This window comes from Metallosphaera sedula DSM 5348 (assembly GCF_000016605.1).
Classification (GTDB): Archaea; Thermoproteota; Thermoprotei_A; order Sulfolobales; family Sulfolobaceae; genus Metallosphaera; species Metallosphaera sedula.
This window is the reverse complement of sequence record NC_009440.1, coordinates 483,458-495,686: the sequence shown is the minus strand read 5'-3', so window position 1 is coordinate 495,686 and position 12,229 is coordinate 483,458. Positions and strand designations below refer to the sequence as shown.

13 protein-coding genes are annotated in these 12,229 nt (G+C 46.4%); 9 read left to right on the top strand and 4 right to left on the bottom strand.

All coding sequences use genetic code 11. The annotated features are described in order from the left end of the window. Positions 1-55 precede the first annotated feature (55 nt). The 6 genes from MSED_RS02750 (at position 56) to purT (ending at position 4,558) form a co-directional block, all read left to right on the top strand. Complete coding sequence (locus MSED_RS02750) at positions 56-829, top strand: DUF929 domain-containing protein (protein WP_012020502.1); 774 nt, start codon at positions 56-58, stop codon at positions 827-829. A 167-nt stretch (positions 830-996) separates the two neighbouring features. After that, a complete protein-coding gene (locus MSED_RS02745; protein ID WP_012020501.1) occupies positions 997-1,410 on the top strand; it encodes a DUF3211 domain-containing protein in 414 nt (137 codons plus the stop codon). A gap of 74 nt (positions 1,411-1,484) precedes the next feature. Then, positions 1,485-2,132: a hypothetical protein gene (locus MSED_RS02740; RefSeq protein WP_012020500.1), complete on the top strand. Its 648-nt coding sequence runs from the start codon at positions 1,485-1,487 to the stop codon at positions 2,130-2,132. A gap of 96 nt (positions 2,133-2,228) precedes the next feature. After that, positions 2,229-2,690 carry a hypothetical protein gene (locus MSED_RS02735; RefSeq protein WP_012020499.1) on the top strand — a complete coding sequence of 154 codons (462 nt, stop codon included), beginning with the start codon at positions 2,229-2,231 and terminating at the stop codon, positions 2,688-2,690. Positions 2,691-2,711: 21 nt separating this feature from the next. Further along, entirely contained in the window at positions 2,712-3,314 is a 603-nt protein-coding gene (locus MSED_RS02730) for a hypothetical protein (RefSeq protein ID WP_012020498.1), read from the top strand. A 56-nt stretch (positions 3,315-3,370) separates the two neighbouring features. Then, positions 3,371-4,558, top strand: a complete 1,188-nt coding sequence (purT, locus tag MSED_RS02725; RefSeq protein WP_012020497.1) for a formate-dependent phosphoribosylglycinamide formyltransferase — start codon at positions 3,371-3,373, stop codon at positions 4,556-4,558. Here purT and MSED_RS02720 read toward each other — a convergent pair whose 3' ends face one another. Beyond that, on the bottom strand, positions 4,559-5,605 hold the full coding sequence (locus MSED_RS02720; RefSeq protein ID WP_012020496.1) for an acetoin utilization protein AcuC: 1,047 nt from the start codon (positions 5,603-5,605) through the stop codon (positions 4,559-4,561). A gap of 48 nt (positions 5,606-5,653) precedes the next feature. On the opposite strand from MSED_RS02720, the gene MSED_RS02715 reads away from it, so the two are divergent. Together MSED_RS02715 and MSED_RS02710 are read left to right on the top strand one after the other, a co-directional pair. After that, positions 5,654-6,781, top strand: coding sequence for a CBS domain-containing protein (locus MSED_RS02715; RefSeq protein ID WP_012020495.1), 1,128 nt, complete (start codon positions 5,654-5,656; stop codon positions 6,779-6,781). After that, positions 6,778-7,500, top strand: coding sequence for a carbon-nitrogen hydrolase family protein (locus MSED_RS02710; RefSeq protein ID WP_012020494.1), 723 nt, complete (start codon positions 6,778-6,780; stop codon positions 7,498-7,500). Before MSED_RS02715 ends, MSED_RS02710 begins: the two co-directional genes overlap by 4 nt. Positions 7,501-7,727: 227 nt before the next feature. Here MSED_RS02710 and MSED_RS02705 read toward each other — a convergent pair whose 3' ends face one another. Further along, positions 7,728-8,396 (bottom strand): hypothetical protein, encoded by a 669-nt coding sequence (locus MSED_RS02705; protein WP_012020493.1) that lies wholly within the window; start codon positions 8,394-8,396, stop codon positions 7,728-7,730. A gap of 186 nt (positions 8,397-8,582) precedes the next feature. Beyond that, complete coding sequence (locus MSED_RS02700) at positions 8,583-9,170, bottom strand: hypothetical protein (protein ID WP_012020492.1); 588 nt, start codon at positions 9,168-9,170, stop codon at positions 8,583-8,585. Positions 9,171-9,347: 177 nt separating this feature from the next. Here MSED_RS02700 and MSED_RS02695 point away from each other — a divergent pair, with 177 nt between their 5' ends. Next, on the top strand, positions 9,348-10,139 hold the full coding sequence (locus MSED_RS02695; RefSeq protein WP_012020491.1) for a hypothetical protein: 792 nt from the start codon (positions 9,348-9,350) through the stop codon (positions 10,137-10,139). Here MSED_RS02695 and MSED_RS02690 read toward each other — a convergent pair. After that, positions 10,131-12,227: a xanthine dehydrogenase family protein molybdopterin-binding subunit gene (locus MSED_RS02690; protein WP_012020490.1), complete on the bottom strand. Its 2,097-nt coding sequence runs from the start codon at positions 12,225-12,227 to the stop codon at positions 10,131-10,133. The genes MSED_RS02695 and MSED_RS02690 overlap by 9 nt on opposite strands. Positions 12,228-12,229: the final 2 nt, after the last annotated feature.

Below are 12,229 nucleotides of genomic sequence, written 5' to 3'. Positions count from 1 at the left end.
TTTCTTGTTCTACTTTCGAAAAAACATTTATAATAGCTAAAAAGCTCTTTATACCGTGTATAGCTCTAGAATACTCGCCATAGTCGCGGTTATAGTTGTAGTAGTAAGTTTTCTCTCTCTCTACTTTTCAAGAATTTATGTAACCAGTGCACAGTCTATCCCAGCAGGTCAATTCGTAAAAATCAGCAACCAGGATCTAGCCCCAAAGGGGAAAATCATTATTGTGGAGCAGTCCTGGATAGGTTGTCCAGTTGGAGCTGCAGCCTCATGGTCTATCTATGATGCTCTGAAGAACTATGGAAACTTTAGCTATCAATTGCATTACTCTGACCCCCTACATAGCCCGGCCAGTATCCCTGGTCTAATTTTTACTCAGTTTAATTCCACATCGGTCGTGCAGTTCTACGTCGCCTACGTCTATAACGAGTATCTGAACGCCTCCTACAACGGCACACCGATACCGGAGAGCCAACTGGTTCAGGCCGGAGAGCAAATTCTAACGCAAGAATACTCTCAGATGGGATTACCGCCACAGGTTTCTCAACTAATCATAAAGTACGAAACCCAGGTCCCAGTGACCAGCTACGGAAAACCCTCTGCACTCTACGTTAACCCTCCCCATCTCAACTTTGCAATACTTATCTCTGGACCTGGAGGAACATACATTGTAACAACGCCCATAGTTAATCCAAATATCCTGTCAGGTTATAGTCCAGAATACGTTCTGACTCACATCGATCAGTTCACTCAAATAATCCAGGGAGCGCAACTTATTCAAAATGCTACCTTAGAGGCTGCGGGTCCTCTTGCGTCAGAGTGTCCAACTTAACCCGGCTACCGGAAAAATCTCGTTCGTCACACACTTGTACTATGTACCATTAATGCATATTTCGCCAATCCAATAGTTTTTCTTATCATAACTCCATTATTCGACTTTTAGGTTAAATAATAGGAAAGTTTAAAAAGTTTGAATCTTATAATAACTATGATAACCTTATGTTAATAATTTCCAGAAATATACCGACATCTCATACTCCTGAGGCCGTTAGAGTAATCCTATCCGACCCTGGGTTTGTCATCCCAAAGCTTTTCCCGACAATTAAGAGACTCGAGGTATCAGGAAAGTCATTTTCAGGTATGGCGAGGTACATGTTTTTCGACCATGAAATTAAGGGAAATGTATTTGTTTCTAACACTGAGGTAACATATCCGTATACCGTGTCCCACGGTAATGATGTGGGTACTGGGAGGTTAATTTTCTCTATAGGTCAGGGTGAAGTTAGGATCAGGCTTGAGTATGAGGGCTGGATGGAACACTTCTCAGCTCCTCTGTTGGAAAAATGGTTGAGTGGATTCCTCAAGGGACTGGAAGAGGACCTAAGATTAGAAAGAATCAAAAGAAAAATTTAGGTAAACTTAACAATTTGCAAAAGGCTCATGGAAATAGCCAAATCTTTTAATCCCCAATACTACTTTAGTGTCGGATGCTCTTAACATTCAAGGACGCAATAATAGGGATCATTTACGTGGTTTGGGTAGCACTCGTGACCCTGAAACTTTCTAAGGTTGTCGCGAAAAAAACAAACACGTATGTGGCAAGAAAGTTCATACATATGGCAGGAGGGGGAGTAGTTGCTGTAACATCTCCCTTCCTGCTCTCATCTCCCCTTGTTGTGATAGTTGCCTCTTATCTCATGATGGGTTACCTGCTGATCAGGAGATTAAGGCAACCCATGTCGTGGTTCCAAGAGTCTGATAATATGGGCGAGATCTTCTTCTCCTTCTCCTTCGGCACTGTTCTCCTGGTAATGTGGATTCTCGAGCCCACCTTCTGGGAGTTGGGTAACAAGTACCTATATGTGGCGTTGTTACCCCTAATCTTCATGTCCTTCGGGGATGGGGTTACTGGGATAGTGAGAAACTACGTGTATGGAAGGAGGTTTAAAGGATTTTGGGGATCGGTGGGAATGCTTATCCTGACGGCACCCCTAGGATATCTACTTCTGTCGGTACCAGGGCTCCTTTCCGCAGTCATTGCCACCGCGGTGGAAGTACTGCCTATCCTAGATGACAACCTTAGCGTTTCCTTTCTATCCTTCGCATTTTTGCTAGCTGCAGTGAAGCTGGGGTAAACGTGAAGGTCAGATATGGGAAACGTTCTTCATCGTTCAGTAAACCGTCACGTCATCATTGTTTAACTTTATTGGGTAAAAGGGTTAAAACGGTTCATGATATCATGGCTCCTAGGGTCAAAGCTTCCTGATTGGGATTACCTGAGGGACCTATTTCAGGATGTCGAGAATGTGGCGGTTTACGTATCCCAGGACAATGTGGTAGAGATTGTGAAGATGTCCGACATAGACCCCATTCACTCTCAGGTCACCATACTAATACATCCAAAGAATCTGGAAAGGATGGGAATCGGTTACCTTAAGCTAAGAGAATATGTGGCCTTTCCGGTCATGGACTTACATGAGTTGAGGGCCATGATCACGAGGAGGGGATGGAGGGCCATAGAGTACTATGATTCGTGGGAATTTCAGGGAGGATGGGTACTATATGATTGCGTTGGTTGTGAGGATGAACAGAGGGAGCAACTAGGGGTTAGTCTCAGGGATCCAAAGGCTTCGTTAAAGAGGATCGAGATCTGGAGAAAATTCCGCAGAACGGGAGAAGGTGAAACACTTTAAACCGGGGAAAGGATTTATCATGTGCATGTTTTCAGATACTCACTTGTTAAGGGGGAACTCTATCCTGACGAGAATGGTCAGGTACTAGTCTTTGTTGAGGGCCCCCTAGTTTCCGTAGTCTCCGGTAACACAAACCTTGAGAATCCTGTCTTTCACCTATCGAGAGAGGAGGCCTCCCTGGTGGAGCAGATTAAAAGACTCTCACAGTTCACGGGTATAGAGGTCAACCTCCTCCCTGCACTTGCCTATCCAGGAAAGGCAAGGATTCTATCCCTGAATAGGGTAATGGGCTACGTTTTCGAGGAGTTTGTGTATAGAACATTATCTTCCCAGTTCAAGGTTGAGAGGCATGTAAAGACCTTTGAGTCCCTATTCAAGCTTACGAGAGAAAGGTATCACAATACCCCTGACCTGCTGGTGGAAAACAGGATTCCAGTGGAGGCTAAGGTATCGTTTTACAACTATGGACAACTCCTCGAGTACTCCAAGAGGTTTCCCTTAGGCGCACTGGTAACTCCCTTTTCCTCCAATTGTAAGGTACCGCCGAGATGGAGATACTTCACCAATTTTGTTATGGATCAAAGGCCCCTCCTGGGATGGCTCCACTCTCTTTTACATGATTAAGTAAATTCCTGAAGTTAAAGCCGAAACATTTTTATGTTGATCAAGTAATAGCCCACATGGAATTTGGAACCCCATTGGTGGGAAACGGAAAGAAGATTCTCCTTCTTGGTAGCGGTGAACTGGGTAAGGAGATGGTCATAGAGGCACAGAGGATGGGAATAGAGACTGTAGCTGTGGATAGATATGATATGGCACCAGCCATGCATGTTGCACATAGGAAATACGTTGTGGACATGCTCAATGGTAGCGCAATTAGGGCAATAATCAAGAGAGAGAACCCAGACGCGGTGATAGCGGAGATAGAGGCCATTGACACTGACGCATTGCTTGACCTTGAGGATCAGGGAGTCAGGGTGATACCCAACGCAAACGCTGTGAAGACATGTATGAACAGGATGCAGTTAAGGAAGCTGGCTGCGGAAAAGGTAGGCGTGCCCACAACTAGGTACGCCTTTGCGAGCGACGAGGAGGAGGCGAGAAGGGCGTGTAAAGAGGTTGGATTTCCGTGCCTCCTGAAACCCGAGATGAGCTCCAGCGGTCATGGTCACGTTCTGGTGAAATCAGAGGATGAGGTGGAGAAGGGCTTCAGGGAATCGGTATCCCATGCTAGAGGTAAGAGCAGAACTGTAATAGTTGAAGAGTACGTCAAGGTGGACACCGAGCTCACCGTTCTCACCTATCGTCACATGAATAACGGATCCATAGAGACCAGAACCATTGAACCCATAGAGCATCAAAGGCCCAGCTACTATTACGTCGAGTCATGGCAACCATCCACGGTGAGCCAGGAGGTTATTGCAAGGTCAAGGGAATACGCCACTAGGGTGGTGAACGAGTTGGGTGGTCTCGGGATATTTGGGGTGGAGATAATTGTCTCAGGGAACAGGGTACTTTTCAGTGAAGTATCGCCGAGGCCACATGATACAGGCCTCGTCACCCTGGCCAGTCAAGACATCAGTGAGTTTCAGATTCATGTTAGGGCAGCATTGGGTTTACCTATACCTCAGGTGAGGGTATTAACGCCAGCAGCCTCCCATGTGATCCTCGCCCAATATGAGACTTGGGCTCCATCCTACCTGAACGTGGAGAAGGCCCTCTCTATTCCAGGTGTTCAGGTTAGATTCTTCGGCAAACCTTCAACCTATGACAAGAGGAGAATGGGAGTGGTACTAGCAAACGGAAATGATGTGAATGAGGCAAGGGACAAGGCGAGAAAGGCTTCCTCCCTCATCCTTGTTAAGTAACTAGATTCCGTGAACTTTTTTCACTTCTTCTACAACCTGCTTAACTCTCTCCATTATGTAGGCACTTGATGAGGTAAGACAGCAGTCGTGCAGAGACTCAACCTCCTGATCATCAAGTCCGAGTAACTCAGCTACGGAAACTGTCCACACTCTCGCAGTCGCATCGTAGTTATAACCTCCTCCCCCTAGTAACAGGATCTTTCCAGTGCCCCTGTGGGCTAGATCATGGATCCTCTTGACCAATGCAAGGTAACCCCTGGTGCTCAACTTAAGCTCCACGAGAGGATCGTCGAAATGGGAGTCTCCTCCCTCCTGGATGATTATGGCCTCTGGCTGAAACCTATCCAGAAGGGGTATAACCACGTTATCAAAGGCGTAAATATAGGCATCATCTGCGGTTCCAGGAGGCAGAGGAACGTTAACCGTATACCCCTTTCCCTTCCCCGTTCCAATTTCGTTTATCTCTCCCGTACCGGGGAAAAACCCCCTATGATACATATGCAGGGATATCTTCAGAACATTGGGGTCATCGTAAAGTAACGCTTGGGTTCCGTCGCCGTGATGTCCGTCCACATCAACAATTGCGATCCTTCTGAAGAACTTCTCTCCCTCCTTTGCCGCAATGGCAACGTCATTGAAGACGCAGAACCCAGATGCTGATCCCCATTGCGCGTGATGTAAACCCCCTCCCAAGTTCACTGCGTGGTCGTAGCCCTGTGCCAGCAACCTAATCCCCGTAACGCTACCCATTACCCTTCTCAGTGCGCTCTCGAAGACGCCTTTGAAGGCTGGAGTATCCCCATAATCCAGTAATCCCTCCCCCTCCTGACTCTTCATCTTCACGAAGTCCACGTAATCCCGAGAGTGAACATTCAAGAGAATACTCTCATCGTCTGGATCCGGCCTCCTCATTTCCATGTGATGAAAGAACCCCCTCTCCTCCATGTACTTCTTAGCTCTGCTCTCCCTAAACGACTTAAAGGGATGATCCCCTGGAAAGGAGTAATCCAGGTAAGCATCATCCCACACGAAAACAGTTCTGTGCATCCTAAGTAGCTTTTATAATCAGATCAATAAAAGATTACACGTGACATTATGAGTGCCTCAGAGCTCATGGTGAGCCCATCCCTAGTTGCTAATTCCAATGATAAACTTAGGGATGTGCTCAACAAAATGAAGGAAGCTAACCAGTGGGTTGTTCCAGTTGTTAACAACAAGAAGCTTGTGGGTATTCTCTCCTTCAAGGAACTCATCAGGAGAAGGGTGAACCTGGAGACAAGGATCATAAATGTGTCTTCCCCCGTTATCTCCCTGTCTAAGAATGACGACTTCAACAAGGTGATAGTCAAGTTTTACACGACCAAGGCCAGGGCCATCCCCGTCACCGATGACTCCAGAAACCTTCTGGGGATTATCACAAGGGAACAGGTTCTTTCCTACCTTCTAAACTCAGGTCAATTGGAGACTGGGAGGGCAAGGGAGTTCATGAGTTCCCCGCCTGTTACCCTTTCCCCAGAGGACTCAGTTGCCAAGGCTAGATGGATTATGGTTAGAGACAACATCTCAAGGATTCCAATTGTCCAGGACAAGAAGCTCGTGGGAATAGTTACCACAAGGGACATAGTTAACGCCCTCTACACTCCACTTAGCGAAAGGAAGAGAGCCTCAATCCTAAGCGAAGAGGAGAGGGTTATGGCTAGCCCCCTGAAGGAAATAATGGTTTCCCCTGTGATCACGGTGTCTGGAGTTGATCCGCTCAAGGAGGTTGCTCAAAAATTGTTGAAGAACAAGATCTCGGGAGCTCCGGTCATGGAGGGTGACTTTCTCTCAGGGATCATAAGCGGAATAGACATCATAAAGTCTCTCGAGTCCAAGTTCCAGCTCTCAATGCCCATAGAGGCGAAGCTCACCTCAGGCCTCAGGAACAAGGAGCTAAAGGCACAGTTGGACGGCGTTCTAGAGAGGTACCTATCGAAGCTTGAGAAGTTCGTGGATATAAACAACTTCAGGGTTTCCTTCAAGGAGGAGGCCTCCAGTCAGGGCAGGCCTCTCTACAAGGTCTCGGTAAATATCTCCACGAAGATAGGTAATTTCGTGGCAAACGACAGCGACAGGGATCCAGTGGCTGCAGTAAAGAGGGCCGTGGACACGTTGGAGCAAAGGCTAATAAAAAGATTAAAGAGAATCCAGGAGAAAAAGGGTGACAAGGAAGAGGTAATTTGAAAATAGCCATAGTGCAGCCTACCACAGTTGAGTCAGCGCTTCGTAATACAGAGAAGGCACTGGAGAGCGGATCGCAGGTAGTCCTTTTACCTGAGAAGTGGGTGAAGACTCTAGATGATCTTCCCCTAGCCGAGTTTCAGCGATTAGCTGTAAAGTACACCGCCTTCATTATTCCCGGTGCAGTGGAGGACGAGGTTTCAGTCATTTCTCCCATAATAACGCCCAGAGGGCAGATTGCAGGCATAGCAAAGAAAATCCATCTTTTTGGGAATGAGAAGGGGAAGCTCCTACCCGGAACCACGCTATATTACTTCACCGTGAATGGGGTCAGGATAGGGATAGTCATATGTTACGATCTGGACTTCCCAGAGGTTCCCAGGGCCCTGTTCTCTAAGGGAGTTGAAGTTCTTTTGGTCCCATCCAAGATTCGCAGGGAGGGAATGGATAAGTGGAGGGAATATGTGAGAATGCGTGCGTTGGAGAACAGGATAGCAGTAGTTAACGCAAATGCAGTCGAGCTTCCAAATTTCGTGGGAGGAAGTGTTGCAGTGGTTCCCTACAGGAGGGGAGAAATAGTGGACGTGAAGGCTGTGGCGGAGATGGGAGAAGAGGACGGTTTCGTCACTGTGGACATTGACCCGATGAGTTATTTTCATCTTAGGTTAGATAGATTGAAGGAATTAGTACAGTTCTCGGTGGAGGAGCTAAGCACTGGCTAGATGGTGGTCCTTGGGATCTAGTTATCCTGTCTTTCATGTAAATCTTGTGGGGTTATTATGGATCCTAAGGGAAATTTCTCGACGCACCAGTGAACTTAAGTGGGCTCTTTGATATAGCGGAACACTTGGTCTCGTAGCGCTTTTGACATCAGGACAATCTTCATCCTCAAGTTAAGTCCATGTGCTCAATGGGACTTACCTAGTCTGGCACAGTAACTTTACCTTCACTACCTAAGAACCTTCACTTCCTCAGTTGTGTAAGACCTTATCTTGGGCTTTAGTAAGCCTATCCAATCCTCCACTATATCGCAGTACTCTCGAATAACCAGTCCTTTTCCGCATAGCACACTATCCCTTGTAATGCCTGTCACGTAATCCGCGGCCGAGATCCATATATCCCTGTCCTTCCATGATAGGTCCACAACTACGTGTGGCCTTAAAGATTTCGCGACCTTCATCCATCTGTAAAAATTTGTAGTGATGAATTGCTTGTCACTGGACGTAAATAGGGGGACCTTATCATACACTACTTTCATCTTCGACGAGCCTGGATTGTTCACAATTAATTCGCTTAAGTGATTTGCAATTAACTTGCCATAAGTCTCTATCACTAGGTTCTTTATGTCCTCGTGCTTCTCTATCACGATCGAGATTGGGGAGACGTAGGGCGAGATTGACTCTATGAACAAACCCTTTACGTTAACCCCCTTTGGGTCGTCCTTCTTAGGTTTATCGGCTGAATACTTGAAGATCCTCATTTTATTAAACAGCTTTAGTGAGATATTCTCGTATCCCTCCTTGTATCCCTCCTCGTCCTGAATCAAAGCAATGCTCAGCACAAAGGGCAATGGATCGTTAACGGAAGGATTCCCAGATTCGTCGATAGAGGCAATCATCTAGAGAGTGAAGATAAACATGATTTAATTGTATGATCCTGTCCGTATCCCCGGACAGTCCCTTATAGTATTTTTACCAGTAAATATATTAAAGTTTTCCAGACGTGGACAACCTATGTTCGGTTCCCAATAATTCTCAAGACGTAGATAAGAAGAAAAATTAGTTACCAAGAAAAATTATTTGTCTTAGCTATCGTTTTGGTCGTCATCTTGATTATCATTTCTACCCTGTGAATTCTGATTTCCATTACCGTGGTCCCCATGGTCATGATTTCCATGGCCATGGTCTCCGTTATCCTTCACGATTCCAGGGTGTATGATCAATAGTGGTTCATTACTAACGTTGAGATCTCCCTTGGGGTTCATGGACACCGTGTAGAATATTTTTATGATGACCTGATAGGTTCCATTCTGGAGCTGTATTACGTGATATGGATTATCCTCGCTCACATTGAAGGTTTGGTTGTCTATGGTGATTTCCACAACGAAACTTGAAAAGTCCTTCTTTAACTTCTCTACATGTAATAACATGATAGTATAATTATCTGCCTTGCTCAAAGTTATTGTGGCATTAGCTGTTACATTTCCTTTCATGCCCGGTGTTAAATTCCCTAGATCTATATTTGCAGGTAATATGGTGATATTTTCATTTCCTTGATTTGATATTATATGATACGTTATGTAGGCAATTGGTCCAAATCCTGCGACCGATGAGGCTGCAACTCCAGAACCCAGTAAGGCTAGAGCTATTAGACCTATGTATAGTGGCTTCATTAAGTACAAGTACGATGTTCCTCTATAAAAGATAAATCAGCGAAATCTCCGTGTTCACATCAGTGAACGCATTGGTGAACATCCAAATATCTCGTTCCAGCTAATGAAAATACAGAAAGTATTACGTAATCGGGATCAAACCTTCAAATATTTATTACCACAGTGTTATAGGGCACAATGGAACCCATCTCGCTAAAGGCGTTTCTGCAGAATCCTTCAACAAAATCCATGGCTGAGATAGCATCCAAACTATCAAAGGAATTGGGTTTAGTTGAGCTAGTCTCTTTTTATTTAGAGGACGATCTTCTTAAATCTCTCATAAAAAGATTAGATTCAAGATTGGAGGATTTATATAAATCATTTAGTAACGATAGGGATAAGTTTATCCAGAATGCAATTAATAGACTGGGCGGAAAAACTGGGGAAGGAGTTCAGTTCCCATATTACGCAACCCCCGAGACTGATGTTGTGGTAACCTTTGTGGAGAACAACTCCGTACCTGCAAAGGTTATGGTAAAGGAGGGGAAAATGAGGCTTACCTTCGTTCCCTACGAGTCTTATGCGAGCCTAGAGGGGGCCATAGCTAGGCAAGGGGAAGATGATATAGTGGCCACGTTCCGAGATGGAAAGGTCGTTAACCTGGAGAAGAAGAGGAATATCTTCATTGAGAATAAATCGGTGGATGCGTTAATGCAGGGTCCAGTTGCGCTTAACTTCTATCCCATGGGGTTAACCCTCTTCTCCTCAGTCTTAGCCATGAACCTAAAGCTTTCGGAGAACAGGGTCAAGGTAACAAGGAACGGCGAAGAGCTAAGAGTGGAGATTCTAGAGGGTAAGGCAAGTCCTGACGAAGTTCTAGCTGGAGATACACTAAGTCCTAGATCTAAGGCATCTCTCTATTACGATTACAAGAAAAAGACAATCTTCAGGAACGAGATTGTGGAGGCCCTGGCCAGCAAGTTAATCTAGAATGTCCTCTGGCCTCACTGGAACCCTAGTTACTCTCTTGTGTAGGGCGTTCTCCACGGCCGAAGTTACAGCTGCTGCCGCGACTCCCACCGGAATCTCCCCTATCCCCTTGGCGCCTATGGGTGTGTAGGGCGAAGGTGTGGGAACAATGTTAATCTCTATGTCAGGAATCTCCACCGCAGTTGGCATGTTGTAATCTGAAAGGCTGGTTGTGAGAAGTTTACCCTCATCGTAGACGTAACTCTCGTAGAGGGCAAGCGATATTCCGATGTATGTACCTCCTATAACCTGCTCCTTTACTAAATCCTCGTCTAAGGGTGTACCTGGATCTATGTATACCACATGTTTTACGGGCTTAATTACTCCAGTATCGCGATCCACCTTAACCACTGCTAGATCACATGCGAAGGGGTAGGCGTTAAACCTAGTTTTACCCTGTAACGTGAAGGTGTATTTGGCTTCTTCCTCCACCTGTGTTATGGGTATCTCAGTTCCATCTCCCTTTACCTTGAAAACCCCACTGTGATATGTGACTTCTTTTCCTAGTTCCCTCTCAAGTCTAGTCCTTATTTTCCTAACTAGTTCCTCCGTGGCCCCCTTGATTGCCCCAGCCATGAACACAGCCATCCTGCTACCTCCAGGTCCGAAGCTAGATCCTATCCTCGACGAGTCTAGGGTCTCGACTGTAACCGAGTTGAGGGGGATTCCCAAGAGCTCAGAGGTTAGTCTCATGGCCGTATGTTCATTCCCCTGTCCCTCAGGGCCATAACCAATACCTACCACTACTTTTCCATTCCTTACGTAGAGATGTACTTCCTCTTGTCCTGAGGGGGTGCTCGGGTCAGTGGAGCAGGCCAGACCAACGCCGTATCCTTTTTCCCTCAATGAGAAGATATCGTTTCTGGATAGGGCTAACTCCAAAAGCTGAGATGGGTTGCCTGAGTCGTAGAAGGCGTAAGGGGCCTCATACGGAAATGTCTTTATGAAATTCCTTTTCCTTACCTCTTCTCTCCCAAGTCCAAGCTCATCTGCTACCGCGTCCATCAACCTTTCGAGGGCCCAGGTGTGCGGAGGTGTTCCAGCCCCCCTAAAGGCACCTGGAGGATTCTTGTTAGTCGCAACTAAGTTAACCTCATATCTAATGTTCCTAACCGCATAGGGACCTGCTAGAATTCCTGTGGGTTTGAAGGCTTGTCCACCGGAGGTCGCCGCGCCCACGTCCTCCCATATCTTGATATCAAGTCCGGTAACTGTCCCGTCGGGGAGGAATGTGGCTCTAGCCTTAAACTTTCTCTCAGGTCCGGAGCTGTTTGATGCCATGAGGTGTTCCGTCCTAGTCTCGATCCACTTAACAGGGGTCTTGAACTTCCAGGCAGCGTAGGCAATGATCACAGCATAGTTAAGTACCGAAAACTTAGCCCCAAAACTACCTCCCTGGCGTAGGGGTTCTGCTACGACCTTCAAGTTGAGGGCTCTTGAGATCTCGCCTGCCAGATAGTTTGGAGCCTGCATGTTAGCAAGTATTCTAATTCCCCAAGACTCTGGAATAGCTACTACCCCAAATGGTTCAATCGGATTACCAGAGGATCTGGACCAGTATAGATCCAGTGTAACCTCCTTTCCGCCCGTGGGAATACTCCCGTACTCGAAGACCTTATTTCCCACAACGTTGGAACCAAGTTCCTCGAAAACGAGGCTCTCCCCTTCCAGTGCCTGATCTATATCGTTCACGGGCTGAAGTTCCTCGTAATCAACCTGTACCGTCTCAGCGAGGTCTTGCGCCTTATACGGATTTTCTGCGAGTACTAGGGCCACAGGCTCTCCCATATACCTTACTTTTCTGGTGGCAAGCGGAGATTGTCCCAGGGAAGAGCCTTCCCTTTCCTCTCCCTCAGTGTCTCCCACAGTCATGTCCCTGCCTGTCAGGACCTTAGCTCCTTTCTTGGTCGCATCGGAGATGTCCATTGACTTGATTATTGCGTGGGGATAGGGGCTCCTGACCAGGACTCCGTAATATCCCCTGAAGTGAAAATCATCTACATAGGTCCCCTTCCCTTGAATAAGATCTATTACGTCCAGTCTTCGCATAT

Coding starts and splice junctions, on each gene's coding strand:
- MSED_RS02740 (WP_012020500.1), top strand. CDS start 1,485: ATGCTCTTAACATTCAAGGACGCAATAATAGGGATCATTTACGTGGTT.
- MSED_RS02735 (WP_012020499.1), top strand. CDS start 2,229: ATGATATCATGGCTCCTAGGGTCAAAGCTTCCTGATTGGGATTACCTG.
- purT (WP_012020497.1), top strand. CDS start 3,371: ATGGAATTTGGAACCCCATTGGTGGGAAACGGAAAGAAGATTCTCCTT.
- MSED_RS02695 (WP_012020491.1), top strand. CDS start 9,348: ATGGAACCCATCTCGCTAAAGGCGTTTCTGCAGAATCCTTCAACAAAA.
- MSED_RS02715 (WP_012020495.1), top strand. CDS start 5,654: ATGAGTGCCTCAGAGCTCATGGTGAGCCCATCCCTAGTTGCTAATTCC.
- MSED_RS02690 (WP_012020490.1), bottom strand. CDS start 12,227: ATGCGAAGACTGGACGTAATAGATCTTATTCAAGGGAAGGGGACCTAT.
- MSED_RS02745 (WP_012020501.1), top strand. CDS start 997: ATGTTAATAATTTCCAGAAATATACCGACATCTCATACTCCTGAGGCC.
- MSED_RS02705 (WP_012020493.1), bottom strand. CDS start 8,396: ATGATTGCCTCTATCGACGAATCTGGGAATCCTTCCGTTAACGATCCA.
- MSED_RS02720 (WP_012020496.1), bottom strand. CDS start 5,605: ATGCACAGAACTGTTTTCGTGTGGGATGATGCTTACCTGGATTACTCC.
- MSED_RS02700 (WP_012020492.1), bottom strand. CDS start 9,170: ATGAAGCCACTATACATAGGTCTAATAGCTCTAGCCTTACTGGGTTCT.